21 protein-coding genes and 3 pseudogenes are annotated in these 26,429 nt (G+C 59.6%); 15 read left to right on the top strand and 9 right to left on the bottom strand.

The genetic code is table 11. The features are described from left to right. Positions 1 to 7: 7 nt before the first annotated feature. The gene (locus AB4Y32_RS35800) at positions 8 to 1,054 is read right to left on the bottom strand and encodes a tyrosine-type recombinase/integrase (RefSeq protein ID WP_368725807.1); all 1,047 of its coding nucleotides are present in this window, start codon (positions 1,052 to 1,054) and stop codon (positions 8 to 10) included. Next, complete coding sequence (locus tag AB4Y32_RS35795) at positions 1,051 to 2,307, bottom strand: site-specific integrase (protein WP_368725806.1); 1,257 nt, start codon at positions 2,305 to 2,307, stop codon at positions 1,051 to 1,053. Before AB4Y32_RS35795 ends, AB4Y32_RS35800 begins: the two co-directional genes overlap by 4 nt. 138 nt (positions 2,308 to 2,445) lie before the next feature. Here AB4Y32_RS35795 and AB4Y32_RS35790 point away from each other — a divergent pair. The 4 genes and pseudogenes from AB4Y32_RS35790 to AB4Y32_RS35775 all read left to right on the top strand — a co-directional run. Continuing rightward, positions 2,446 to 3,419: pseudogene (locus AB4Y32_RS35790) on the top strand (Mu transposase domain-containing protein); the annotation flags it as partial. After that, entirely contained in the window at positions 3,416 to 4,186 is a 771-nt protein-coding gene (istB, locus tag AB4Y32_RS35785) for an IS21-like element helper ATPase IstB (protein WP_152767654.1), read from the top strand. The pseudogene AB4Y32_RS35790 and the gene istB, both read left to right, overlap by 4 nt. Before the next feature lie 198 nt (positions 4,187 to 4,384). Continuing rightward, positions 4,385 to 4,840 (top strand): hypothetical protein, encoded by a 456-nt coding sequence (locus AB4Y32_RS35780; protein ID WP_368725805.1) that lies wholly within the window; start codon positions 4,385 to 4,387, stop codon positions 4,838 to 4,840. Between the two features lie 56 nt (positions 4,841 to 4,896). Next, positions 4,897 to 5,565: an aminotransferase class V-fold PLP-dependent enzyme gene (locus AB4Y32_RS35775; RefSeq protein WP_368725804.1), complete on the top strand. Its 669-nt coding sequence runs from the start codon at positions 4,897 to 4,899 to the stop codon at positions 5,563 to 5,565. A 191-nt stretch (positions 5,566 to 5,756) separates the two neighbouring features. Here AB4Y32_RS35775 and AB4Y32_RS35770 read toward each other — a convergent pair whose 3' ends face one another. The 3 genes from AB4Y32_RS35770 to AB4Y32_RS35760 all read right to left on the bottom strand — a co-directional run bounded on the left by AB4Y32_RS35770 (position 5,757) and on the right by AB4Y32_RS35760 (position 8,685). Beyond that, positions 5,757 to 6,956, bottom strand: a complete 1,200-nt coding sequence (locus tag AB4Y32_RS35770) for an MFS transporter (protein ID WP_368725803.1) — start codon at positions 6,954 to 6,956, stop codon at positions 5,757 to 5,759. A gap of 63 nt (positions 6,957 to 7,019) precedes the next feature. Then, complete coding sequence (locus AB4Y32_RS35765) at positions 7,020 to 7,598, bottom strand: cysteine dioxygenase (protein WP_368725802.1); 579 nt, start codon at positions 7,596 to 7,598, stop codon at positions 7,020 to 7,022. A gap of 172 nt (positions 7,599 to 7,770) precedes the next feature. Next, positions 7,771 to 8,685 (bottom strand): LysR family transcriptional regulator, encoded by a 915-nt coding sequence (locus AB4Y32_RS35760; protein ID WP_368725801.1) that lies wholly within the window; start codon positions 8,683 to 8,685, stop codon positions 7,771 to 7,773. Positions 8,686 to 8,984: 299 nt separating this feature from the next. Between AB4Y32_RS35760 and AB4Y32_RS35755 the strand changes: the two genes are divergently transcribed. The 8 genes from AB4Y32_RS35755 (at position 8,985) to AB4Y32_RS35720 (ending at position 17,593) form a co-directional block, all read left to right on the top strand. After that, positions 8,985 to 9,458, top strand: a complete 474-nt coding sequence (locus AB4Y32_RS35755) for a PaaI family thioesterase (protein ID WP_368725800.1) — start codon at positions 8,985 to 8,987, stop codon at positions 9,456 to 9,458. A gap of 100 nt (positions 9,459 to 9,558) precedes the next feature. Then, positions 9,559 to 10,848, top strand: a complete 1,290-nt coding sequence (locus AB4Y32_RS35750; protein WP_368725799.1) for a transporter — start codon at positions 9,559 to 9,561, stop codon at positions 10,846 to 10,848. A gap of 56 nt (positions 10,849 to 10,904) precedes the next feature. Beyond that, a complete protein-coding gene (locus AB4Y32_RS35745) occupies positions 10,905 to 12,131 on the top strand; it encodes a MalY/PatB family protein (RefSeq protein ID WP_368725798.1) in 1,227 nt (408 codons plus the stop codon). 49 nt (positions 12,132 to 12,180) lie between these two features. Beyond that, positions 12,181 to 12,522 carry a carboxymuconolactone decarboxylase family protein gene (locus AB4Y32_RS35740; protein ID WP_368725797.1) on the top strand — a complete coding sequence of 114 codons (342 nt, stop codon included), beginning with the start codon at positions 12,181 to 12,183 and terminating at the stop codon, positions 12,520 to 12,522. A gap of 116 nt (positions 12,523 to 12,638) precedes the next feature. Next, positions 12,639 to 13,739 carry an IS630 family transposase gene (locus AB4Y32_RS35735; protein ID WP_368725796.1) on the top strand — a complete coding sequence of 367 codons (1,101 nt, stop codon included), beginning with the start codon at positions 12,639 to 12,641 and terminating at the stop codon, positions 13,737 to 13,739. Between the two features lie 101 nt (positions 13,740 to 13,840). Next, positions 13,841 to 15,061 (top strand): CaiB/BaiF CoA transferase family protein, encoded by a 1,221-nt coding sequence (locus tag AB4Y32_RS35730; protein WP_368725795.1) that lies wholly within the window; start codon positions 13,841 to 13,843, stop codon positions 15,059 to 15,061. After that, positions 15,049 to 16,254 carry a 3-sulfinopropanoyl-CoA desulfinase gene (gene acdA, locus AB4Y32_RS35725; protein ID WP_368725794.1) on the top strand — a complete coding sequence of 402 codons (1,206 nt, stop codon included), beginning with the start codon at positions 15,049 to 15,051 and terminating at the stop codon, positions 16,252 to 16,254. Before AB4Y32_RS35730 ends, acdA begins: the two co-directional genes overlap by 13 nt. A gap of 121 nt (positions 16,255 to 16,375) precedes the next feature. After that, entirely contained in the window at positions 16,376 to 17,593 is a 1,218-nt protein-coding gene (locus AB4Y32_RS35720) for an MFS transporter (RefSeq protein ID WP_368725793.1), read from the top strand. Positions 17,594 to 17,777: 184 nt separating this feature from the next. Here the strand turns inward: AB4Y32_RS35720 and AB4Y32_RS35715 are convergent, their stop codons facing one another. Beyond that, positions 17,778 to 18,401 (bottom strand): TetR/AcrR family transcriptional regulator, encoded by a 624-nt coding sequence (locus tag AB4Y32_RS35715; protein WP_368725792.1) that lies wholly within the window; start codon positions 18,399 to 18,401, stop codon positions 17,778 to 17,780. Positions 18,402 to 18,520: 119 nt separating this feature from the next. On the opposite strand from AB4Y32_RS35715, the gene AB4Y32_RS35710 reads away from it, so the two are divergent. Beyond that, positions 18,521 to 19,273 (top strand): SDR family NAD(P)-dependent oxidoreductase, encoded by a 753-nt coding sequence (locus AB4Y32_RS35710; RefSeq protein WP_368725791.1) that lies wholly within the window; start codon positions 18,521 to 18,523, stop codon positions 19,271 to 19,273. 119 nt (positions 19,274 to 19,392) lie between these two features. Here AB4Y32_RS35710 and tnpC read toward each other — a convergent pair. The 3 genes and pseudogenes from tnpC to AB4Y32_RS35695 form a co-directional block, all read right to left on the bottom strand. Then, positions 19,393 to 19,756, bottom strand: a pseudogene (tnpC, locus tag AB4Y32_RS35705) (Tn3 family transposase post-transcriptional regulator TnpC). Between the two features lie 11 nt (positions 19,757 to 19,767). Continuing rightward, positions 19,768 to 22,526: pseudogene (locus AB4Y32_RS35700) on the bottom strand (Tn3 family transposase). A gap of 411 nt (positions 22,527 to 22,937) precedes the next feature. Then, a complete protein-coding gene (locus AB4Y32_RS35695; RefSeq protein WP_368725790.1) occupies positions 22,938 to 23,096 on the bottom strand; it encodes an ankyrin repeat domain-containing protein in 159 nt (52 codons plus the stop codon). A gap of 220 nt (positions 23,097 to 23,316) precedes the next feature. Here AB4Y32_RS35695 and AB4Y32_RS35690 point away from each other — a divergent pair, with 220 nt between their 5' ends. Together AB4Y32_RS35690 and AB4Y32_RS35685 are read left to right on the top strand one after the other, a co-directional pair. Then, positions 23,317 to 24,570: a MalY/PatB family protein gene (locus tag AB4Y32_RS35690; protein ID WP_368725789.1), complete on the top strand. Its 1,254-nt coding sequence runs from the start codon at positions 23,317 to 23,319 to the stop codon at positions 24,568 to 24,570. Between the two features lie 413 nt (positions 24,571 to 24,983). Continuing rightward, positions 24,984 to 26,417 (top strand): amino acid permease, encoded by a 1,434-nt coding sequence (locus tag AB4Y32_RS35685; protein WP_368725788.1) that lies wholly within the window; start codon positions 24,984 to 24,986, stop codon positions 26,415 to 26,417. Positions 26,418 to 26,429 lie beyond the last annotated feature (12 nt).

Genomic DNA, 26,429 nt, shown 5'->3' with positions numbered 1-26,429 from the left:
AAGGTCTTTAGGCATCTAAACTATGCCGAGCCGGACGACTCGTTAACATCGTCCCTCTGGGCTCACTGCTGGCATATTCGTGGTCCAGTTCCAGCCTGATCGGCATTGCCTCAAATGCGGCATAGTTAAAGAACTTCGTCTCCCGAATATCGATCTCGCCCACATCGAGATGCACGTCACCCAGGTTGAGACCTACGATCTCGCCCAGGCGTAGCCCGGTGCAATATGCAAGAACGAGCATTGTGTACAGACTCAGGGGGCGAAGCGGAGCATGCGGCGAGGGAAATTGCCGTGCGGTTTCGAGCAGGTGCTGTACCTCTTGCTCTGTGTAGATGTGGGGACGCCGTCGCTGTTGCTTCAACTGCTGACAGAGTCGGCGGTCGGGCTTGGGCACGGGAATCATCGGCTCGAAGCGTCGCCACGCCCTGGCGAGATCACGACCCAACTCCTGGCACTGCCACGCGTGCTCGGGCGTCGGAGGTATGGCTCGCCATTCTTGCAGAAGAACGGCCAGAGGTTGGCCCTCCAGATGCGGATTCTTCTGCAGGTAGCGATCGAAGCATAAAAATCGGTTTGCTGGCGTCTCGTAGCGGTAGCCCATCGCCCGCATTAACGTGACATGGTAGAGCATGAGTGGCCCGAGAAAGCTTCCAAAGCGGGGAAGCGGGCGTAAGGCTTCAAGCGCTGTCTCTGAGGAAAACGATAGCAGTGCACGCACTATGGGCGTTGTCGTTCGCTGACCATATTGCATCCGCAGTTCATGTAGCGGATTGCTCGCAATCGAGCCTTCTGACTCGAGAAAATCGAGGAGCCGGTCGACGAGACGTGCGCGATGAAAGACAATGTGCAAAGGCCATTGTGCAATTCGTTCGTGCAACCACGCTTTGATCGTTTCCTGATCGAGTGATCGCCTGCGATCGTACTGCATGACAAACCGTTGGAAGCCGGTCAGAATGCATCGGTAAACAACGGGCGTCTTTGCGTTTCGGGCTCCCAATTCCACGATAAAGCGTTCGATGCAACCTCCGTCGGCATCAGGCCAGATTCGCTTCATGGCTGCCTCTCCGAGTTCGGAACGTCAAGGGCTACGCCTCGAAGATGCTCCGTAGCCAACTTCAGGTATGCGGCCGTAGACGCGGCAGAGCGGTGTCCCAATAGGTCCCCGATCCCTTTTACAGAAACCTCAGCAAGAAGCAGACTGACAGCGCGTGCATGTCGAAATGCATGCGGACCGCGTTTGCCAACTGGATATATCCCCGCTGCTTCGAGTCGCCGACGCACTGGTGTGTACAAGCTGGAACCACTTTGAAATCCGCGATAAGGTGCCCGGGCGCGAACAAATATCTCGCGCACATCTGAGGCTGGTCGTCCTCGTCGCAAGTAGTCAAGCAGAGCATCACCGACACTCGGAAGCAACGGCAGGACTGACTGCGATCCAGTCTTGGTATGGCGGACATAAAATCGATCAGCTCTCCAATCGATATCCTCCAGCCGCAGTCGCGTCACCTCTCCCGCACGCAAGCCGTACGTCGACAGCATCATCAGAATGGCGTAGTCGCGTAGCCCTATCGGGGAACGGTCCTGGCGCGTGGAACCCAGGACCGCGCTAATGTCGGCGGGGCGTAACGCCGAGGGAATAGACTCGTATGCATACGTTGTTGGAACAATGATGAAACGAGAAAGGTCGCGATCGGTACGCCCCGTCTCATAGAGGTAACGAACGAAGCTGCGAAGCAACAACGCGATACTTTTACGCGATACCCGACGCAGCGACGAAACTCGGCTTTGCAGATAGCAATCAATATCCGATACCGTCAATTGCATCAACGTTTCGGCGCCTTTGCACCGTCCACCCGAGCACAGGAATCGTTGTGCTTCGGCCAGAAGGCCGTCAACCGTTTCGGCTGCCAGCCCTCGCCACTCCCGAAGCCATTGACCGTACTCCGCGCACAGTTTGCGATTAAACCTTGCGTTGACACTGGAAGGGATCGGATCGGGTGGCCACTTGCCAATAGCCAATCGCAGCAACTGATGGATGCCGGTCGTATGGGACGCTCTCCAGCCCCGTAAGGAGAGTGGCGAATGACCGCGGTTATGCCGGAAGCGTCGAAGTTCGCATTCAAGATACGCCGATACGTCTGTTAGCGTTGCCGTCTTAACAGATATTCGTCGCCTGTCGAGAAATCGAAGGAAGTTCGCCGCGACTGCCAGATAGCGATTGCGGATTTGGACACTATATCGCTCGACTACAAGATGCTGCTCGAGCTTGCTGAGCAGCGTTTCGTGCTTTGTTTGCTGATCGGACATGGCGCGCCTCCTTAAGCGGTTGGTCGCGCCTTTAGTGGCACTATCGAGATAATGTGAAGGAACCGGCGACCTGATGCCAGCAACGGTGCCGGTTCCGCCGCGCTCCTGCGGATTACCTGAACCTGCTGATTAGTCAGCTATGTCGTGCTCGACAACCTCCGCGAGGGCGTTATTACGCCCGACCTGTACGAGCCGGAGATCAACCGGCTTTACGCCGCGATGCTCGAGCATTACGGCGTAATCGCCGATCCTGCCCGGGTACGCGATCCGAATCGAAGGGTGCCGTAGAGAACGCGATCCAGCATACGCAGAACACGGCGCTGACTGGCCGGCGCTTCGAGTCGCTCGAGGCCCAGAACGAATTCCTGATGCACTGGGAGGAGAACTGGGCAGCCAAACGCATCCACGGCAGCGCGCGGCGGCAGGTCGAGGCCATGTTCCAGGAGGAGAAGCCGCACCTGAGGCCGTTGCCGGCAACCGGATTCCGCTACTTCAGTGAGGTCGTGCGCACCGTCTGGGACGACACGACAGTGAGCGTCGATCGCAGCAATTACGCAGCCCGGCCCGCGCCGATCGGCAGTCTTGTGTGCGTGCGCATTTACGAGACCACCATCGAGATCCGTGATCGCCGGACGCAGGAACTGCTGCGAACCCACGCGCGCGCCTCACTACCAGGCTCGCTCGAGCTTCCCGAGAGCGAGCGCCCGTTCAACCCGTCACGCCAGACACGGATTGCACTCGCCAGTGCCGGCGACATCGGACCGCAAGCGAAGGCGCTCTGCCAGCACATGTTCGACGCCGAAGGTCGTGTCGGCCATCGCGGCATGTGGGGCATCGTCGGACTGGCGAAGAGGTATCCCGCCCGACTCGTCGAGCAGGCGTGCGATCACGCGCTGCGCCATCACGTCTACCGGTACCGGCAGGTGCGCGCGATTGTTGAGCGGCTGTTCGAGCAGGCCCTTGAGCGCCTCGACAGCGCGCCGCAACTCGCCTTGCCGCTGACGCAGGAGCACCCGCTGATCCGACCGGCCGCCGAATACAGCGAGCTGTTCAGCGCCGGCGCTGCGCACAACGCCGGATCCATCACTTCCACCAACGGAGAAACCACATGACCACAGCACTCCCGGACATCGAACGCGCCCTCAGACTGCTGCACCTGTCCGGCGTGCGCGACACGCTTGAGACACGTGTGCTGCAGGCGCAGGGCACCCAGCAACCGTTTCTCGAAACATTCGCGCTGATCCTGCAGGATGAACTCGATCGCCGGCACTCGCGGCTCATTGAGCGCCGCTACCAGCAGTCGGGACTTGAAGAGAAGCTGACGCTTACCGAGTTCGACTGGTCGTTCAATCCCAGACTGCCGCGTCAGGCATGCTTCCAGCTGCACACGCTGAAGTTCATCGCCGAAGGCAGCAACGCGCTCATCATCGGCAAACCGGGTACTGGCAAGTCGCACGTTGCAAAGGCCATTGCCTACCAGGCCGTCCTGCAGGGCTACAAGGTCCAGTACCTTGAGACCGACGACTTCTTCAACCGCTACGTTCTCAGTCCACCCGCGCAGCGGGAAACGCGCCTGCGCGCCATCCTCGATGGCGATCTGCTCGTGCTTGATGACCTGTTCCTGTCACGAACGATTCCCGACGACGCCGGCGCGCTGCTGCAAATGTTGATCCACCAACGCTACAAGCTGCGTCGCAGCGTCGTCGTGACGTCCAACCGCGTCGTCCAGGACTGGGGCGCTTACCTTGGCGACAACACGATGAGCACCACAATCCTCGACCGCCTCATGCATCACTGCCACCTGCTCGAGTTCGACGGTCGCAGCTATCGACTTAAAGAGGCCGCTGAAACCCTTGCGCGAAAAACAAAAGAGAGCTAAATAACGTCCACGTCCTGCTTCACGGGGTGGGGGAATTTAAGTGCCCATAAGTGGAGGAGTTTGAACTGCCCGTCCGGGATCGCAAAAGACTAGCATTCGTGCGGTTTGGTCTGTCCGAACAATGACACAGGCCGCCTGTTACCAGATAAATTGACTTCGGCTTTGCAGGCGCGCGCCGAAACCAGAACAGGACAGAACATGCTTGCAGATACTCAATGCGAAATGAACGCCGACGTGGACTGGGCACGCGTGCGCGAATCATATCCCGCGCAGCATCCGCTGCTTAATCTGAACAATGCAGCTGTCAGCCCCCCGCCGCTCGTCGTTGAGCAGACGGTCATCGACGCCTACCGTTTCGTCAGCAAGAATCCTGACGTCAACATGTGGACCGGCCTCGACGCGAAGCTTCCGGACATCATGCGGCAGTTGGCGACGCTCGCCGATTGCGACGCAGAGGAGATCGCGCTCAACCGCAATGCGAGTGAAGGCCTTAGCGTTGCGATTTTCGGCATCGCCTTATCAGCTGGCGAACGCGTGCTCGTGTCGCCGTGGGACTATCCGAGCGCACTGGGTGGCTGGCAACAGCGCCAGACGCGCGAGGGCGTTGTCGTCGACGCAGTGACGTTCGATCTGCTTGCGAGCGATGAGGAGTAGTCGCTGCGTATTCATCTGCCATCCGCCCCGCCACGCGCGTGCTGCACCTGACGCATATGATTCACTGGACAGGCAGGGTACTGCCGGTCGCGCGCTTGTGTGCGCTCGCGCGGGAGCGCGGCATCATTACCATCGTCGACGCAGCGCAATCTTTTGCGCAGATGCCCATCCGCTTTCGCGAACTCGGCTGCGACTTCTTCGTGACGAGCCTGCATAAATGGCTCGGCGCGCCCGTTGGCAACGGCATGCTGATCATCAATCGACGACGTTTACGCGAAACCTGGCCATTGCTCGCTCCATTCGATGCCACGCCCGACACGGCGGACAAGTTCGATCACTGGAACCTGGGCACCTACAATTCGGCGCTGCAGGCCGGCATCGAACCGGCGATCCGCCTTCATCGGGCAATCGGTGTCGCGAATATTCATGCGCGATTAAGTGCGCTGACCCGCTACTGGACCGCGCGCGCCGCTGACATCGAGGGCTTGCGCATTCACACGCCGCTCGAGGCCGATACGCTCGGCGCGGTGAGCCTGTTTTCTATCGCCGGCATCGATGCCGTGCGCCTCGAACGCACTTTGCGGCAACCGTTCTCGGTTCACGTCAAATACCGGCGCGTCGGCCAGCTGGAAGGTCTGCGTGTGTCGCCGCATATCTATATGAACGAAGCGGACCTGGATGTATTCGTGAATGCACTGCACGCGGCCGTTAAAGAGGCCAACTGAGCCGGTCGTGGTCGCCGCACCGATGTGAGTGACCGGAACGAACGTCAGCAATCTGAAGCGACGCATTTTATCAGCCGCACCTGCCTCAGCAACACGCACGTTCAGCTGTATATTGAGCGTCGCCGCGAGAACTGCACACACCTTCCGTTCGGGTCATTCCGGATGCCAAGCGGAATCAAACGGTGAAGGGGTCAACTGCGGTGAGCCAGTGCGTCTGTTCGCGGTTGCCCCCACCGCAGCCAGAAAACGCTGACGACGGCTGTTAGCACCGGGGGCAAAATGACACCACATACCAGGCCCCATCCGTAAGTCGCCAACAGACCGCCCGACGCGAACGAGCCGACGACCATGGCGCCGAACACTACGAAGTCGTAAATGGACTGCACGCGAGGGCCTTCCGTCGGCGCGTGACATGCTAACACCAGGGCGGAAGCGCCCAGGAAGCCGAAGTTCCAGCCCAGGCCGAGCAGCATGAGCGCTACCCAGAAGTGATTCACCGACAAACCGGTCATGCCTGTGACGGAGGCCAGCGCAATCAACACCAACCCCGCCAGGCTGACAGTCGGCGCACCAACGCGAGCGATCAGCCGTCCCGTGAAGAAGCTCGGCAGATACATGGCGATCACGTGGATCTCGATGCCGTAGTTGGAGTGCACACGCGGAATACCGCACAACTCCATGGCCAGTGGCGCGGACGTCATCATGAAGTTCATCATCATGTAGCTCACGACGCCGCAGAGCATGGCGACTACAAAGCGCGGCTGCCGTACGATGACAGAGCTGTCCCGGCCCTGTGCATGGGCGGAGATCGGAGGCTGGTGTTCGAACCGCACGCCCATTAGCACGATCCCCGAGAGCACCGCGGCGCCGGCGGAGGCCAGGTAGGTGACCGCGTACGCATGCGGCGACCACAGATTCATGGTGGCTGTAACCAGCTGCGGTCCCAGTATGCCGGCGGCAACGCCCCCGGCCAGCACCGTCGACATGGCCCCGGCGCGACTCTCTGCTGGCACGCATTCGGCAGCTGCGAACCGGAACGTCAGCACCACGGCTGCGTATGCGCCACCAAACAGCATGGCGACGCAGAACAGGCTGAACGATGGAATGACCAGCGCGAACGCTGCCAACAGTCCGACGATGACGCCACAGGCATTGCCAAACAGCGCAGCAGCTTTCCTGCCGTAGCGCCTCGTCACTACGCCAACCGGAAGCGTTGCAGCTGCCATGCCGACAACGAAGATGGATACAGGCAATGTCGCCAGCGCCGGCGTCGGGGCAAGCATGTGGCCGATAATCGCGCCGGTGGCGTAGACGACAGTGGAGTTGGCGCCGGCCAAGGCTTGCGCAGTGGCCAAACGAACAACGTCGGCGTTGATTCTTGAAGTGGACATCAGGACGGGGTCACGCGCATCGGAGCGCTTCGGATAAAACGGGTCGACGCAAGTGTTGACTGCCTACGCGGAGATCTCGGCCTCATTCGAGTAACCAGAGATGAACGGTTTGCGCATGCTCGTCTGCGGGTCGAAGACGTGCCGCGAAATTCGTCCGATGTTCCCGCCGTAGACATGAACGCTGATCGAGACGCGATCATCATATGTGTTGGATACCCTGTGGATGTCGCCGGTATGGGGCGAAATACTCTCGACAGTTCCCGGTTTGAGGTAATCAACCCCGAGCGATCGCATCGGCTGGCCGGGCTCCCCGACTTGAAAACATTCGGCACGCTCGCCACCCCTGAGCAAACCGATCAGCGCCCAGACCGTGTGGTTATGGATCGGAGTCATCTGGCCCGGGCCCCAGACAAAGCTGACAACCGAAAAACGATCGGCCGGATCGGCGTGTAGCAGGTACTGCTGGTAGTACTGGGGATGTGGCTGCCCATACCCCTCGGGGAGCCAGTCATCGCGACGAACGATCTCGGCAAGGAGATCGTGTCCTGTGCCCAGGATTTGCGCTTCATCATCCGGGAACGTGTCAACGAGTAGCGTAAATTCGTGCACGAACTGTTTGAAGAGCGTAGCCGGAACGCGCATCACATGTCTCCTTGGCGGGGTGTCATTGTAGTCGGCGGTTCGCACTCTTGATCGGTCGATGGTGGCGAACCCTATAGCGATATCGATTGTCGACTCATGTCCTTTCCTGAGCAATTGAATCTGATTTCAAGTTGCGGACAGATTCTGGAGTCATCGAAACCATCCATACGCGTTATCGAACAGCACCTTTGAGCTCAGAGTGATATCGGCGAGCTTCCTGCCAGAACGCGTGAGCCGCAGGGGACAGTCGGTTCTGATTCAGGCACACCAATCCGATACGTCGGGACGTGCCAGGCGAAAGAGGACGGAATACCGTGCCAGAATACCGATCCGGCAGCGCCAGCTTGGCCAGAATCGAGATGCCCTTCCCACTGGCGACCAGCTCCAGTATCGACATCAGTTGCAGGAGCTCATACGTCACCCTGGGGCGCAGCCCATTTCTTGAGAACAGCCGGGTCACCAAAGCCTGCGACCCCGCACGGGTCAGGATGAACGGGGCAGCCGTCATTTCTTTGAGCGGAACGGTATCAAGTTTTGCCAGAGGGTGTCCGGAAGGCAAGACCGCGACGAGTTCATCGACGGCGAGAGTTTGCGAATCGACGTCCGTCTTGGGCAGCGTGACCGCCGCAAGTTCCAGGCGGCGCTCGATCAGGTCACGCGACGTCTGCTCGTCCGGCTTTTCTGTGACCAACACATCAACGCCAGGGTAGCGGGCCTTGAATCGCTCGATCAGCGGGGGCAGAACCCTGATCGTCGCACTGGCGCCGAATGAGCCCAAACGCAGCAGACCGGTCTTTAGCTCTGCACCGGCCAGCGCTGTGGCTTGGACGAGTTGAAGGGATGCAAAGACGTCGCGGACGTGGGGAAGCACATGTTCGCCGGTATAGGTCAGCGTGACCCCTGCCGTATTGCGGTCAATCAACTCGGTTCCCAGCGCCTTTTCCAGAGCGCGCAGCGCATGGCTCGTGGCCGAAGGTGACATACCGAGCTGCGCGCCGGCACTCGCTATGCCGTCTGACGACGTGAGCGCCAGCAAGAGCTGAAGCTGCCGAAGTGTCGGTGTCGTTGTGCCGGATCGATGGCCCATTGAATTATTCCTCAAGCTTGATTCTGTGCGTTTTGATGAAACGCGGGGGCAGAGCCCAGTGATATGGCAAGTCCTGGTCCGTCGGGTACAGCATGGACTTCCAGTCCGGGAACGTCATTGAGGAGGATGCCCGTCGAAATGACGCCTCTTCCGCTCGGATTGAAAAAAACCTCAATTGTCCATGAAAGAGATGAACAAATATGATAACCCCAAGTTCAAGTTGATACCGGGATGATTGCAAGTCAACGGGTTACCCGCTGAGTTCTTGACACCACGGGTTCCCCTAAGGAGGCATCGAGATGTCGACACGTGCGATACAAGACAACTACCCGCCAGAGTTCGCTCACTGCTATGGCTGCGGTGCGCAAAATCCACACGGCCATCAGCTCAAGAGCTATCTCGTGGGCGATGAAACGGTTGCCAGGTTCACGCCCGACGTCCGGTATAGCGGCGGTGTTCCAGATCATGTCTATGGCGGGATGATCGCCTCGCTTCTCGACTGCCATGGCGCGGCATCCGCAGCCGCCTTCGCCTGTCAGAAAGAAGGGCCGAGGTCGGGTGATGGCTCTGAGCCGATCCGCTTCGTGACGGCGTCATTGAAGGTTGACTTCAAGCGGCCCACACCACTTGGGGTTGAACTGGTGATAAGGGGGCGACTTCGTTCACTTGAGGGACGAAAGGCCTGGATCGACCTGATTCTAAATGCAGGCGAGCTCACCTGCGCTGTCGGGGAGATGCTCGCGATCCGTCTGCCAGACCGAACAGACACCTAAGGATGATCCGACGGCAAAGCAAAGGATGATCCAGCGTCGAAAACATAAGAGCTACTTAAGGCCCGCCGACGCCACGCACAATTAACTACAGGAGACGAGATTGAGTACTTCCGCTGAGCTGGACATGTCCGCCGGATTTGTCGGCAAGGTGCCGTTCACCCGATACGACCTTGGATGGGTCATCCTCTGCATCGGAATGGCAATCGGCGCCGGCATCGTTTTTCTGCCGCTTCAGGTTGGCATCACCGGTGTCTGGGTGTTTGCTGCGTCGGTGGCGCTGTCGTATCCCGCGCTATACATGATGCAGGAGCTGTATCTGCAGACGCTGTCAGGCAGCACGGATTGCGAGCATTACGCGGGAGTCATCACCCAGTACCTCGGAAAGAACTGGGGCATCTTTTTGGCAGTTGTGTACTTCTTCATGTTGCTCAAAGGCATGCTGACCTATTCCATGGCGGTGACCTTTGATGCGGCGAAGTACCTCCAGAGCTTCGGCGTGACCACAGGGCTGCTCTCGGACAGTCCGTTCTTCTCGCTGGCCATTCTGTGCCTGCTGGTCCTGGTCGCCGCGCAGGGCGAGAAGCTGATCTTCAGGGTGTCCGGCCCGCTGGTGCTTTTCAAGCTCGGCGTGGTCGTGTTGTTGGGCGTGGTGATGATTCCCCATTGGGATGTCCGCGCGAATCTGCCGTCGCTGCCGGAGTTCAAACGGTTCGTGATCGACACCATTCTCACTGTGCCGTTCACCTTGTTCTCCATCCTCTTCGTGCAGATCCTCAGCCCCATGAACATCGCTTTCCGAAAGGTGGAGAAGGACTCGCGCGTCGCTACGTATCGCGCCATTCGCGCCAACCGCATTGCGTTCGCCATCCTGGCCGTCGCGGTCCTGTTCTTTGCCACGTCGTTTGCGTTGGCACTCTCGCACGAGCAGGCGCTCTCGGCCAGGGCGCAAAACATCTCGGCGCTCGCACTGGCTGGTAGCGTGATCCATGGAGATGGTGTGCTGTACATGACCGCAGCTCTGAATGTGTTCGCAATATTAACCGCCTTCCTTGGCATCTACCTGGGCTTCGAGGAATCTATCAAAGGCATGGTCATGAACGTCCTGACGCGTATCGTTCCGCAGGAACGCGTCAATGCCCGCCTCGTATCTGCCGGCGTTTGCGTGTCTATTCTGCTCGGGCTCTGGTTCTGGGTACAGACGCGCTTCTCCATCCTGTTGCTGCAACAGTTGGCATCGCCCATCTACGGTATTGCGTCGTTCATCATTCCGTGCGTTCTGGTGTACAAGGTGCCCGCGCTTCGGAGATACGTATCCTCCAGAGTTTGGTACGTGTTTGTGTTTGGCGTGATCGTGTGCCTGTCGCCCGTGCTCAAGGCACTGGGCTACTGAAGTTGCCCCCGACGCGGCTTTCGCGAACTACGCAAGACAGAAAGAGGTAAAGAGCAATGACTCAGAATCGAAGTGCGCTGGCGGCTAGCGCAACATGGTTTGATTTCGACACCGTGGTGGACCGCAACCGTAGCAATTCACTCAAGTGGGGGAACCCGGCCGGCGCCATGACGGATGTTCAGGCACAGGCCAAGCCATTGCCCATGTGGGTGGCGGACATGGATTTCATGTCTCCGCCGGCGGTGATCGAAGCGCTGCACGAAGCCGTTTCGCACGGCATTTACGGGTACCCGGCTGGCATGACGAAAGGTTACGTCGACGCCGTGATCGGGTGGCAGCAAAAGCGCTTCGGCTGGGATGTGCCTCCTGGATGGGTAGTGCCGGTCGCCAGCGTCATTGCGGCGCTTAAAACTGTCATGCAGGCGTTCTCACAGCCTGGCGATTCGGTTCTGATCCAGCCGCCGGTCTATGTGCACTTTCATCACGATGTGTTCATCAATGGTCGCCACGTCACCGCGGCACCACTGCATTTCGATGGGCGGCGCTATCGCTTTGACGCCCAAGTGTTCGAAAACGCGATTCAAGACAACACCAAGATCTTCATTCTGTCCAACCCGCACAACCCGACGGGCAATGTGTGGACAGAAGAGGAACTGCGCACCATGGGCGAGATCTGCATGAACCACGGGGTGCTCGTGATCGCCGACGAAATTCATTGCGACTTTGTGTACGGTGCCGGAAGGAAGCACACACCGTTTGCCTCACTGGATCGACGATTCGCTCACAACAGCATCACCTGCACGTCGGCGAGCAAGACCTTCAACCTGGCCGGACTGCAATGCGGCAACATGTTCATTGCCGATAAGGTCAAGCGGGACGAGGTGATCCGCACGATCGAGAGGAACCACAACACCCGCATCAACCTGTTCGGGATGGTGGCTACCGAAGCCGCCTTCACGCATGGCGCAAGCTGGGTAGACGCGCTGGTGACCTACATCGCCCGGAACCAGCAGCACTTTGCCGAGCGCATCAACGCGCTCGATGCTGGCCTGAAGGTGATCGACATGGAATCGCTCTACCTGGCGTGGATCGACTGCCGCGCGCTTGGAATGACGCCGGAGGAGCTCGAAGACTTCATGCTGATCAAGGGCCGCGTGTGGCTTGATAAGGGCCCGAAGTTTGGCGTTGAAGGTCACGGCTTCATGCGCGCGAATCTCGGCTGCCCCCGCCAGACGGTCGACCTGGCGATCGCGCGAATATCGGAGGCGCTCGCGCAGCGTTGAGTGCCATTTTGCTGGGTGGTTGCGAAGCTGAAGGAAATTGGAGACGAAGATGATTCATGACTGGGCTGAACTGCTTTCGGATCAACGTGCCGCCGGGGCAAATCTGCTGAAAGCGAACACGCCGGTGGGCAAGGCATTCTTTGGTCTTAACGAGTCGTTGAATGAGAGCAAAGCGCTTGACCTAAAGATACGTGAACTCATCGCCCTGGCCGTGGCAGTCACCACACGATGTGAGGGCTGTATCGCTTCGCATGCTGCAGCAGCGCAAAAAGCGGGCGCAACGAAACAGGAGGTTGCGGAGGCGCTTGGAACCGCCATTGCCCTTAATGCGGGCGCCGCGTTTGTCTATTCCGCGAGAGCGATCGAGGCTTTCGATCAGTTTGATACCTGAGGGCAGGTACCGCGCGGAAGTCAATGCGCGGGAGCCACGCGCGGCGCTAGTGTCCCGAGTTAAAAATTGATTGCGTTATTTGCGTTGTGTACTAACCTGGCTTGCAGGGTTCGCAAATGAGCGAGGCAATGATGAGAGGAAGGCCGAAAGCGCCACTGGTCTTGAGTGCGTCGGAACGAGAACAACTCACGGCACTGACAATGCGGCGCAAGACGGCGCAGGCGCTGGCCTTGCGCGCACGCATCGTGCTGGCCTGCGCCGAGGGCATCGACAACAAGACGATCGCGACAAGACAACGTGTCACCTCGCATACGGTTTCGAAGTGGCGTTCGCGATTCATCAATCACCGCGTGGACGGGTTGCTCGATGCACCGCGCCCGGGAGCGCCGAGGACGATCGAGGACGCGCAGGTGGAGGCGGTCGTCGCACGCACGCTCGAATCCGCACCCACAGGCGCGACTCACTGGAGCACGCGCACCATGGCCCGCGAGATGGGGATGTCGCAGACAGCCGTGTCGCGGATCTGGCGTGCCTTCGGATTGCAGCCGCATCGGCAGGAGACCTTTAAGCTTTCCACTGATCCATTTTTTGTGGACAAGGTGCGCGATATCGTCGGGCTGTACCTGGATCCGCCACTCAAGGCCATGGTGTTGTGCGTTGACGAGAAAAGCCAGATTCAGGCACTCGATCGCACGCAGCCCATGCTGCCGCTGGCCCCGGGCATCCCTGAGCGTCGCACGCACGACTATATGCGCCACGGCACGACCACACTGTTCGCGGCGCTGGACATCTCCACGGGCGAAGTCATTGGCGAACTGCATCGACGTCATCGCAGCAGTGAATTCCTGCAGTTCCTGCGAACCATAGAGGCCAACGTGCCCCCTCAATTGGACGTGCATCTGGTGATGGACAACTACGGTACGCACAAGACCTCCGCGATCAATGCCTGGTTGACTCGCCATCCGCGTTTTCATGCGCATTTCACCCCGACCTCCGCTTCGTGGATTAACCAGGTCGAGCGATGGTTTGCCACGCTCAGTGAGTCATACATCCGCCGTGGCACCCATCGCTCCACCCGGCAACTCGAACAGGCGATTCGCCAATACATCCAGATCAACAACACTGATCCGAGACCTTTCAACTGGACCAAATCGGCCGACGACATCCTCGCTAGCATCAAGCGATTTTGTCTACGAATTTCTAACTCGCGACACTAGAGCCGAAAGGTTTTGGATGTAACCAACCCTCCACTGAGGCCGATGTTGCTGTCGCATCTTGCGCGCAGCGGCGCGGTGAACTATTCCGACGGAAATAAGGCATGAAATCTGGACAGACGACAGCACTGGCAGGCATCAGGGTCCTCGATCTCTCCCGCATCCTGGCGGGCCCAAGTGCGACCCAGCTTCTTGGTGACCTCGGCGCCGATGTCGTCAAGGTTGAGAAACCTGACGAAGGTGACGATACGCGCAAATGGGGCCCACCGTACGTACGCGGGAAGTCGGGCGAGGAAACGGAAGAGAGCGCCTATTATCTCGCGGCCAACAGGAACAAGCGATCGATTGCTATCGACATCGGATCGGCCGCAGGTCGCCAACTTGTGCATCAATTGATTGCACACGCCGATGTGCTGGTCGAGAACTACAAGGTGGGCGGCCTTGCCAGATACGGCCTGGCGTACCAGCAGATCAGGGATCAATATCCGCGCCTGATCTACTGCTCGGTCACAGGGTTCGGGCAGACGGGCCCCTACGCCAGCCGACCAGGCTATGACTTTTTGATCCAGGGCATGGGCGGCATCATGAGCCTCACCGGGGCGCCGGACGGCGAACCGATGAAGGCTGGTGTTGGGATCGCCGACGTTATGACTGGCATGTATGCCGCCGTCGGTATCCTCGCGGCCCTCCAGCATCGGGAGCGAACAGGCAAAGGGCAGCACATCGACATCTCCCTGCTCGATACGCAGATTTCCTGGCTTGTCAATGCAGGAACGAATTATCTGGCTGACCGTCAGCTACCGAACCGCTTGGGCAACGGCCACCCCAACATCGTTCCATACCAGGTGTTCTCAACGGCGGATGCGCCGATGATCCTTGCCATTGGCAACGATGCACAGTTTGGCCGGTTCTGCGAGGTCGCGGGGACCAACGAACTGGCGTCCGACGAACGCTTCGAGACTAACTCGATGCGAATTCGTAATCGAGCAGCACTGTGTGAACTGGTCGATAACACCTTACGAACACGGCATCGCGCGAAATGGCTTCAGCAGCTTGAGGCAGTCGGGGTTCCTTGCGGGCCTGTGAATAATCTGGAAGACGTATTTGCCGATCCACACGTCAAAGCTCGCGGTGCCGAGTTGCACATGCCCTGTGAGTGGGCGATGGATGGGGAGCTTCGTCTTTTGGCAAATCCGCTGAGGATGTCGGCTACGCCCCCGAGCTATAGGCGACCGCCGCCACGGCTGAACGAGCATGCTGCCGAAGTACTAACGGATTGGCTTGGAACAAATCAATCGCTACAGGAGACGCCATGTACGACCTGACCGCCGGGCAGTTGACTCTGCAGGCCCAAGCGCGGGAGCTCGCGCAAACGGTATTTGCCCCGACCGCCGCCAATACGGACCTCACGGAGGAGTATCCATGGGACAACGTCACAGCACTGCGCGACGCGGGATTCATGGGCATGACATTGCCAAAGCGCCTGGGTGGGCGTGGTTTGTCTTACCTAGACACCGTGATCGTTATTGAGGAAATGGCCAAGGCGTGCGCCACCATGGGCCGCGTCACCGTCGAGGCCAACATGGGTGCAATCGGGGCTATTGCCAGGTATGGGACTCCCGAACAACTGAAGTTGGCCGCAGAGCTGGTTCTGTCGGGGGACAAACCCGCGATCTGCATCTCGGAGCCCAACGCCGGCAGCGCTGCCAGCGAAATGACCACGCGTGCCGACAGGAAGGGTGATGACTACATCCTCAACGGCGAGAAGTACTGGATCACGGGCGGCGGCGTTTCAAAACTGCATCTCATCTTCGCGCGTGTGTTCGACGACGGCGTGGAGCAAGGCGTCGGTGCATTCATCTGCGTGCGGGACGGGAACGCACCGGGCGGGCTTGTGGTCGGCCGAAGGCTTTACGCGATGGGTGTGCGCGGCATCCCTGAAACCCATCTCGAGTTCCGCGACCTCAGAGTGCACAAGTCGATGCTCGTGATGCCACCCGGCGGGCTGAAGCGAGGTTTCGCGGCGCTGATGACCGCCTACAACGCGCAGCGCGTCGGTGCCGGAACGGTCGCCTTGGGCATCGCACAGGGTGCCTTTGAGGAAGGTATGGCGTATCTTAGATCGCGACAGCAGTTCGGTCGACCCATTGCCGAGTTTCAGGGACTGCAGTGGATGTTGGCCGACATGTCGACTCAATTGGAGGCCGCTCGATTGCTGTTGCGTTCTGCGGCATGCAGCGGCGCGGAGTTTCCGGATATCGACAAGGCGGCACGGGCGAAGATTTTTGCGGCTGAGACAGCCAACAAAGTCACCAATGACGCTTTGCAGTTCTACGGCTCATCTGGCTACGGGCGCCACAATGCGATGGAGCGGCACGTACGTGATGCCCGCATGTTCACCATTGCAGGCGGTACAGCACAAATTCTGCGCACGCAGGTCGCGGCCACACTTCTCGGCATGAAGCTGCCGCAGACACGCGACGGCTATCTGAAGGCGGCGCAGAGCAAAGACGCCTGAGTAATTCCAGCCACGAAGCACGTAGGCTACGTGCTTCGCCTTCTCCGCCCTGTCATTCTTTTCTCCAACTGCTGCACGTCGCGTTTTTACGACCGGGGCGCTCGACTCCGGCGAGGCAAATATGAATCGTCAATTGCTTTTATGCATCGGCCGTGCGGGCACCTGCATGGGTACGATGGCATTCGCGGGAGCGTTGCCGGTACTGCGTTCAGTCTGGCACATGGACGCAACGACTGCCGGCGCGATCCAGACCGCGTTCAACCTCTCCAACGCCATTGCGCTTCTGGTGGCTTCCTGGCTTTCCGATACCCTGGGAGCCAAGCGCATGTATCTCGTCTGTACATGGGCAGGTGCTGCTGCCCTGGTCGTGTTCGCTATCTTCGCGAGATCCCCACATGCCGCGGGAATCCTGATCGTCTTCGTCGGCCTCACGCAAGGCGGCGCTTACACTCCAGCACTGCTCCTCGTCGCGGACCTGAGTTCGCCGGCAGGACGCGGGCGTGCGATGGGACAGGTTCTGGCGGCCGGCTCATTCGGCTATCTTCTTTCTGTCGCGCTCTCGATGTGGGTGGCGAAGTCATGGGGCCCGCCGGCAGCCTTCACCCTGTGCGCCATCGGCGCCCTAGCCGGCGCGATCGTTGGCCAGTTCAGCCTTAGGGACGTCGAAAATCAACGACATGAGCATAAGGCGGCTACGTCTTCGGAACCAATGCGCTGGAGCAGCATTTTCGGTCCCACGTCTTTATGTCTTCTGGTCGGCTACATTGCCCGTTGTTGGGAGTTGCTGGGTAGCTGGGCGTGGACTCCGACGCTGTTGGCGACTGCACTTCAACCGTCCGGGCTTGGCGCAATGACCACGAGCCTGATTGTGGGCGGAACGGTGCACCTGTCGGGGATGATCGCCACGGGAGTCGTCGGCGCGTTGTCGGACCGATGGGGCCGGTCACGCGTGCTGGTGTACGTTGGTGCAATGGGCGCCTTGTGCTCGATGCTGATCGGTTGGTCTGCGCAGTGGGGCGCTGGCTGGGTGATCGCGCTGGCGGCCATCGGAAGCTTTTTCATTCTTGCCGATTCGGGCGTACTTTCAGCGGCCATGACGGACGAGGTGCCGGCAGCGTATCTGGGCCGCGTGATGGGTGTCAGATCAATTCTCGGGTTCGGCGCTGGAGCGCTTGCGCCCATGACGTTCGGAGCAACGCTCGATTGGACGCATAAGTGGGGGTGGGCGTATACGTCACTCGCTGCTGGTGGGCTCCTGGCGTTCATCGCTGCCCTGACGTTGCGAAAAATCAACCAGCCAACGGCATGCATGTCGATCGCAACGAGATCCGTTTCCTAACCTGAATATCAGCAGCGCCTGCGCTGATGGGACATCTGACTGCGTCGGCGTCTGACGCTTTGTCGTCGCGCCGCTAGGCGACATGTGTATGGCCTCGTAAGTGGACGAGCCGCAACGGTCGACGGTGCTTGCGGCGCAAGCAAGCCGATTCCGTCAAAATTCGTCAGCCCTTTTGCATGCAGCCTCATTTCAGTCGTGAGCTGAGTGCTGGCGGGACTGCACCATACCGCAGTCCGTCGACGAACAGGGCCACCAGCCTGCGAGCGTCGGGAGGATCGGGGCATTCGAGTGGAGCGCAGAGGGCAGCCACCGCGCACAGGAGCTCGTCGGGCTGTATCCCTTTGCGAATGTCGCCCGAAGCGATCGCCGCATCGAGGAGCCTCTGAACGACCGGGCGGAGTCGCTCCAGGAAATATGAAGGCAAAGCCTTAAAGGCAGGGTCGCCGGAATTCAGGGCGGCGGCAAGTCCACGCCTCGTCGTCACGAATTCAACATAGGTATCTATCCATCCCACCAATGCCTCCCCGGCGCCAAGCGTGGCGGCAAGTTCAACGCCCGCATCCGCGCAGGCATCCACTTCGCTGCACAAAGCAGCGACGACGAGATCGGAACGTTGCGGAAAGTGGCGGTAGATCGTGCCGATACCCACTCCCGCCTTTTGCGCGATCTCCCGCACTGGCGCATCGATTCCCGAGGATTCGAAGACAGCCAGCGCGGTTCGCAGCAACGTGTCGATGTTGCGTCGCGCGTCCGCGCGCACCGAACGCGGAGCACGTTCGCTGTCCGTCCTATTTGTCTTGCTGCTCAAGTCATTTCCCTCTTGTTAAACGGAACAATGTTCCGTATAGTCTGCAACCGGAGCGATGTTCCGCTTACATTCTAACGTAAGCGAATCGCGCTCGCCCATCATTTTTGAACGGAGCAGACATGCACAGCAGACCCGTGGCACTCGTTACCGGTGGAAACAAGGGAATCGGCCTTCAGATTGCGAAAGATCTGGCGTCGAAAGGCTTCAAGGTACTCGTCGGAGCGCGCAAGCTGGACCTCGGCGTGGCGGCAGCGAAAAGCGTGGGAGCAGAGGCTCAGGCTCTCCAGCTCGATGTGACGGATCAGGCGTCGATTGCGGCAGCGGCTGCGCAGATCGAAGAGACGCTGGATCGTCTTGATGTGCTGGTCAACAATGCGGGAATCTCGCGTCCAATCAAGCCGGGGATGTCCGTCGAAGAAATGAGGGACGGAGATAAGGTGAGCCGTGTGTCAGTCGACGATATGCGCTTGGTATTCGAGACCAACGTGTTTGGGGTTGTCGCAGTCACGCAGGCAATGCTGCCGCTTCTTCGAAAAGCACCGGCGGGCCGCATCGTCAACGTTTCGAGCGCAGGTGGCTCTCTCACGCTGAAGGACAACCCGTCGGATTACTCGCGACAGTACGTCGGGGTGTACCAAACGTCGAAAACCGCACTCAATGCAGTGACGCAGGCGTTCGCCATCGAACTGGAGGGAACCGGCATCAAGGTCAATGCAGTCTGTCCGGGATTCACCGCAACGGATCTGAGCAACTATGCCCCCGGGGCTGGATCCGTTGAGGATGCGGCACGGGAGCCCGTTCGCCTCGCACTCCTTGACGCGAATGGGCCGACTGGCACATTCTCGAACGCCGCGGGTCCGCTTCCCTGGTGAGGTGGTCTCCGAAAACGCCAGGGCTAGCTGAACCGTGATCGTCTGACCGCACGGCCGGGTCTGGCGCGCCTCATCAATGATGAACGCGCCGTCCCGATCGGCAGACGGACCGGCATCGTTCAACCCTCGCCAAACCCGTCGTCTGGGTGCAGCGCTTCGAGCGGCTCGATGATCGTCCTCACCGAGTGAGCTCCGTGACAAATTCGTCAATCCGGTCGAGCGCGTCCAGCACCCGGTCGGGCAAGCCTTCGCGTCGCGACGGCACCGATGGGGTGCGCCATTCAGCACCGACTGCGCCATGCTGGGGATCTCCAGGAGATCGTCGCGTATCCCCTCGGGATCATCAAGTTGGTGGCGGATGCGATCGACGATATCGACGGTGGCCAGCAGGCGGGTTGTGTCGTAGCTCGATTCGAGCCGCTCGAGCGCGGCGGTGTCGACATCGCCGAAACAGGTCGTCGTGGTGGCCGGGCGAGCAGTCATGAACGGGATGCCTAGGTACGGGCAGCCTGGCCGAACAGCGGATCCCTGATCCGGGCTTCCGGCCGACGATCCAGGTGCAGTTTGTAGTGACCGAAGCGCCGGATGTTGTGGGTCGGATACGGGCTCAGAAACTCGATATCCTCCGCGCGCACTTTCTCGCCGTTTGCCGCCATCTCGCGCAGCGCCTGCATCATGTCAGCCGTGTTTTGCAAAATCACGGCCGACGCGATCAGGTCGTTGTAGCGAAGCCGCTTCTGCTGCTCCTCTGGCTCGTTCTCGGCGATCACGTCCCCTCCGAATGACAGCCACTTCGAGAAGCCGTTGTACGACTCGATCTTGTTCGTGTTCGCGGTGACCTCCCGCCGCAATTCGGTGCTACCTATCCACTCGAGCAGGAACACCGTGCGAACGACGTTGCGCGAACTCGCGCGCGGCCAGGTACAGCCGGTTCTTGCGGCTTTCGGAGCCAAGCCGGCGCAGCAGCAGCGGCGACGAGATCGTGCCTGCCTGGATCGACAGCGCGACCTGCATCAGCTCCTGCCAGTGCTGCTCGATCAGCACCCAGTCGATGGTCGCCGTGAACAGCTTGTCGATGTGCCTGTATTTGACCTTGCTGTCCGGCCGGTACAGCACGAGATCCTTCCAGTTGCGAATCCTCGGCATCAGGTTGATGCCCAGCAGGTACGTAAACGCGAAAACCGCGGCCGACTGGCCCTGCGAGTCGGCATGAACGGTGTCCGCCTTGACCGACAGCCCGGCCTTCAGCAGTCCCTCGATCACATAGATCGCTTCCCACACGCCGGGTGGAATGAAGTGCTGGAACACCGCGATATAGTTGTCGGCGACGTGCCGGTACGCTACCGCGCCCATTTTCCGGTAACGGAAGTGATAGCCGGCCAGCAGGTTGTTGTCGTAAAAGTCGTACTGCGTACCGTAGGCCGCCACCGTCTTTCCATCGCCCCAGTGTTTCGGCAGATCCAGCCGCAGGTACAGTTCAATCAGCTCGCGCTGTGCGGTCTCGAGCCTGTCCAGGCTCATATGCCGACGGTTGACGAACGCCAGCATGTGCGCAGTGACATCGGAGTCGAGATGACGGGCCGCCTGGGTCGGGCCGAGATTGCAGCCCATCGCGAGAATGGTCAGCAGGTAGCGCTCGGCGGCCTTGCGAATCTGCGGATCGCTCCCGGACAACGGCCCGAAGTGCAGCGTGAAACGAGTCCAGTGCTCGATGTTCGCGAGGATGTCCAGCATATTCCGCGTCGGCAGGCGCGCGTTGAGCCGCTCCTGCAAGGCGATCGCGCTCGCCGGGATCTCCTTCGCGACGGTTTTGCGCAGGATCGGCTCGCCGTGGCGGTCGTCACAACATGCTCGCGCTTGCGCGGCAATTCGGCGTCGAGTTGTGAGAGGCGTCTGTCAGCCATTGACACAGATGGCGCACGAAGTCACTGCCAGTTGTGGGCATGCCGCGCTTATGCTCGCATTGCCGCCATGGCAACAGGTGATCGCAATAGTCGGCGTACGCGTCGGAGCCCGATACGCATAGATCGCCGACCCGTAGTTCCTCGGCCATGTACGAGAATACGCAGACTTCGAGATACCGGCGATTGGTCGGCGATCCGTCGCCGTGCGAGTGCCGCACAAGCTTGCGCCACCGCGGCGCGGCGAAGCTTACGTCGACGTCCGCATCGATCCACTCACGATGCAGCGATTCGTTCTCCAGCACGACATCGAGCGCGTTCAGCAGCGAGCGAACCGGGCTGGTCGAATCCCATTCGAGCGTACGGACGACACACATCATGACCGAACGGTGCGCCTTGAAGTGCTTCCAGAGCAACGGCAGATAGTTGCGGCCGCTGAACGCGCGGATCGCCGCACAACTCTCGTGCTACGGCTCCAGATCGCCTTTCGGCGCCAGCAGCTTCCTGACCGCCTGGGCGATGGCGGTCTCGTCGGATTCGTCGGCAAGGATGTCGACTGCACCGTCAAGCAAGCCGAAACGAGATCCTCGATCTGATCGCGCTGTTTGCGCTGAATCGCATCCAGCTCGTCGCTTGCGCGCTTTGGATGGCACCCATGCGTCTCACAAACATGTCGGCGAGATCGTCGCGGGCGCACGCGCATGCGGTTGAGCAGTGCGACTATCAATGTGTAGCGCTTCTCCGGCAGCGTGTCGTTCCTGAGCGCTGACGCATCGAGCGCCATCGCCTGGTTCGCGAGCGAGTGCAGCTTGGAGGCTGGAATCCCGGCGATGGCCAGCGAAAAATCGCTGAGCCCGTCGAGCCAGGAAATCTGGTCGATCAGTAGCTCCAGATGCTGGCGCGACGGGCGTTTCGCATGATGCTTGATTCGGTTGTAGGCAGTTTGCCGGTTCGACAGATCGCGCGCGATCAGCTCGTCGATCGTCGCGTTGATGATGTCGACCGGTTGGTCCATCGTTAGCGACGCCGTATGCGCTGCCCGTGTCGCGATTGCGTTCGCGTCGGTGCCGTAATAGGGCTTCACGTCGAGCCACGTGCGTACAGCGGTGTAATGCCGGAACAGAGTCGGGGACGACGCGGTGTCGTAGCCCAATTGGACAGTGTCGCCAATATCGGCGGCTGCCCGGACGTGATCGATGATGGCGGCTGGAACGGTATCGAGCGGCGGGAAATAGTGCAAGTTGCTGGAAGACCTTCAGCAGCACCAGCGGGCCCAGTCGCGGTTGCTCACCGCGCGTTGAACGGCGCGCCCATTCGAGCTCGTCGGGCATCGGCGTGTAGCAGGCTCGCAGTTCCCGAGGTGCGAGAACCTCGGGGGAGCGCGGGTACGCGGTGCGTTCGAGAGAACGCCATTGCGGATCATCTGGATCACAGAGTGCCGCTCAGATTAGCGCAAGAAAAATCCGACGTTACTGCGTCAGATCGTAATGTTCCGGGCGGTCGTTATAGTACGGCTTATGATAGAAATTTACGCTACTGTGTTCATGCCTCTATTTGCTGCCGAGCTTCTCATTGAGCCGCGCCCAGGTCATCATTCCAAGCACACCCAGCGGCAAACCCTTCGGGTGTCACCGCTAGCAGACTATGCATCAGGAAGCCACACTCGTTATCAGCTGTCCAGTAACCCAATCCTACTGTGGCGCGAAGATGCGATAGGTTGAATTCGGTCGTGTCCTGTAGCGCCAGCACCACCAGTACCTGGTTCATGCGCCCCAAGGCGGCGTGTTCCCGTACGCGTCACGGGCATCGATCTCGGCCCCGAATGCAATCAACTCCTTAAGGACCTCGTGGTTGTCATTCAGTGCGGCCTTGTGTAGCGCCGTCGCTCCCTTGGAGCGTCGTTTGACGTCGTTCTGCCGCATTCAAAAAGGTGGAAGCGGTCGCAACCGTGCGCCGCATACAACATGGCGTCCCGATTGCTCGTGGCGCGCCCGCCGTCTCAACGCCCCTCGTGCACAAAGCGGACCGCATCCATGAGCTATGCTCACTGCTCCATGAGAACATACCATTGTTGCCCCGCATTTCGCGCTGCTACTCTAGCTGCAATGCGAGGTCACGCCGCCGGCGTGCCGTCTATTGCGGATGGAAGTCATCGTGAAGCTTCGTTGTGAAATGCCAGCAAGCGGCGCAGGTGGTGCAGGAAAAGTCGGATCGATTTTCGATGAAGTTATCGACCGCAAAAACTCCAATTCACTCAAGTGGGCGTTCGGCGAGAAGCTACTGATAGCGCAGGAATTTGCGGCCGATCCGCTGCCGATGTGGGTCGCGGATATGGATTTCAAGGCGCCGCGAGTCGTCATCGATGCACTGCATGAGGCCGTCGAGTTCGGTGTATTCGGGTATTCGCGCGGAGCGACCGATAGCTACGTTTCCGCAGTAACCGGCTGGCAGGCAAAGCGCTTTGGCTGGGAGGTCCCGAGCGAGTGGGTGCTTCAATCCAGCGGCATCATCACCGCGTTGAAAACGGCCATCCAGGCGTTCGCTTCGCCGGGTGACTCGGTCCTGATTCAGCCGCCCGTGTATGCGCACTTTCACGACGATGTCCTGCTGAACGGGCGCCAACTGACCTGTGCGCCGCTCGAGCGCACGGGAACCGTATATCGCTTTGACGAAAAGACGTTCGAAGCAGCGATCAGGCACAACACGAAACTCTTCATTCTGAGCAATCCGCACAATCCCACGGGCAACGTCTGGTCGGAAGGCGAACTGCGTGCGATGGGGGAAATCTGCCTGCGGCATGGCGTGCTCGTGATCTCGGACGAGATTCACCAGGATCTCATCATGAATCCATTCAAGAAACACATCCCATTTGCGTCGCTCGGGAAAGTGTTTGCGGAGAACAGCATCACCTGCACCGCGCCGAGCAAGACCTTCAACCTGCCGGGACTTCAGAGCGCGAATCTCTTCGTGCCCAATCGCTGCATTCGCGACGAATTGCGTCGGCAGTTCGACAGGAACATGTACCCATCCGTCAACACGCTGGGGATGGTCGCCGCCGAAGCTGCTTATTCTTGCGGTGAGCCGTGGCTCGAAGAATTGCTGCGGTATCTGCGTGAAAATCACACGTACTTCCGAAATGCGGTCCACAGCCTCACGTCGAAGATCGAGGTTCTACCTGCCGATTCGCTCTACCTTGCCTGGATGGATTGCCGGGGACTGGCGATGGACGCCGACGTCCTCAAGCATTTCATGCTGACGGGCGCGCGACTGTGGTTGGACAACGGGCCGAAGTTCGGCATCGAGGGGCATGGGTACATGCGCGCAAACCTTGGCTGTCCGCGTTCCACCGTGGACGAAGCAATTCGCCGTCTGACCACCGCGCTCGCTGAACTCTGAACAGCCATTGGCGAGAGCGAACTAGCGTCCCGCTCAACGACAGTGCACAAAGAGGATCGATGCGGGTCGCATCCGCCAACATGCGATGTCCTGAGCCCATGCTAAGGCCGGAAGTGGCCGTGGCACAGGACTACGGTGCATGGGGGCGTCACCTTTAGACGACGTACATCGGACTGCGCGATTGGTGATCATCGACGCTACGAGAAGCGATGTGTGCTGGAACCTGAGAAAGCAACCTGTGTAATTAGGATAACGATAAGAATAAAAAGACTGCTCAGACAAAGAAACTGACTATGGTTCAAAAGGAGCGATGCATTACGGTGTGCGCGCCAGGCTTTCCGCGCCCAGCTTGCGATCTGACCTTCTTTCCAACCTGAAAAAAACAACAATCGATCAACTTCCTTGGAGGCGACATGAGCAACAACATCGAAGCACAGGCATACGAGCGGGAAGATCTGAAAAGAGATCTTAAGAACCGCCATATCCAGATGATTGCCATCGGCGGCGCAATCGGCACAGGACTGTTCTACGGATCTTCCTGGGCCATCAGAACCGCTGGTCCGGCCATTCTGCTGGTCTTTCTGCTTGCCGCCATCGCCATCTATTTCGTCATGCGGGCGCTCGGTGAAATGGCCGTGGAAGAGCCGGTGTCCGGTTCGTACGTGTCATATTCGAACCGCTACATTCACCGCTTCGCAGGCTTTCTGAACGGCTGGAACGCATTCATCTTTCTGCTCGCCACCAGTGCGGCCGACCTGAATGCGTTGGGCAATTACGTTCATTTCTGGTTCCCGCACATTCCGATCTGGGTGACGGCCGGCGCCGCGGTATCGCTGATGTTTGTCGTCAATATCATCGGCGTCAAGATATACGGTGAGGCGGAGTTCTGGTTCTCGCTCGTCAAGGTGATCGCGATCGTCGCCATGATCATCTTTGGCGTTGGCATGATCGTGTTTGGCATCGGCAACAACGGCGTGCCCGTCGGTTATCACAACCTCGTCGACCACGGCGGATTCTTTGCCAAGGGGGCGAGCGGCACATTCCTCGCGGTCGTGATGGTCGCATTTTCATTCGGCGGCGTCGAAAATCTCGGTCTCGCGGCCGGCGAAGCGAAGGATGTCAAAACGACGATGCCGAAGGCCGTCAATGCCACGTTCTGGCGACTGCTGATTTTCTACGTCGGCGCGATCGCGGTTCTGCTGATGGTTTTCCCGTGGACGTCGTTGACGACGAAGGGCAGCCCGTTCGTCGAGGTCTTCACGAAGATCGGCATTCCGGCCGCAGCGAGCATCATGAATCTGGTCGTGATCATGGCGGTGCTGTCGGCAGTCAACGCGAGCGTGTTCACGAATAGCCGCACGTTCTACAACCTGTCGCTGCAGAAGAACGCGCCGGCATTCCTCGGTGTCACCAATTCACGCAAGGTGCCGCACCGTGCAATCCTGATGGTGTTCGCCGCGATGTTCGCGGGCGTGCTGCTGAACTACACCATGCCTGAGCAGGCGTTCGAACTCTTCTCTTCGGTGACTGTGTTCGCGCTGGTCTGTGCATGGGGCTCCATCGTCATCAGTCATCTCAGGTTCCGGAAGCTGAAGATCCAGAACGGGGAAGAAGACCAGATCGCGTACCGGATGCCGTTCTACCCCTACAGCAACTACATCGCGCTCGCTTTCGTGGTGGCGGTGCTGGTCGGTATCGCGATCCTGCCGGACATGCGCATGTCGCTGGTCGTTTCGGCCGTCTGGGTGCTGGTCGTGTATGCGGCCTACCGGTTCTACGTCCGCAAAGACGCGTCTCAGGTGCGTGACGAACCTGAAGTCGGCAAGCCGGAGGATCAACCGGCCTGACGGCCATCCGGT

This window comes from Paraburkholderia phymatum (assembly GCF_040965635.1).
Lineage (GTDB): Bacteria > Pseudomonadota > Gammaproteobacteria > Burkholderiales > Burkholderiaceae > Paraburkholderia > Paraburkholderia phymatum_B.
The sequence above is the reverse complement of the archived record's forward strand: the minus strand, read 5'-3'. Positions and strand labels throughout refer to the sequence as shown.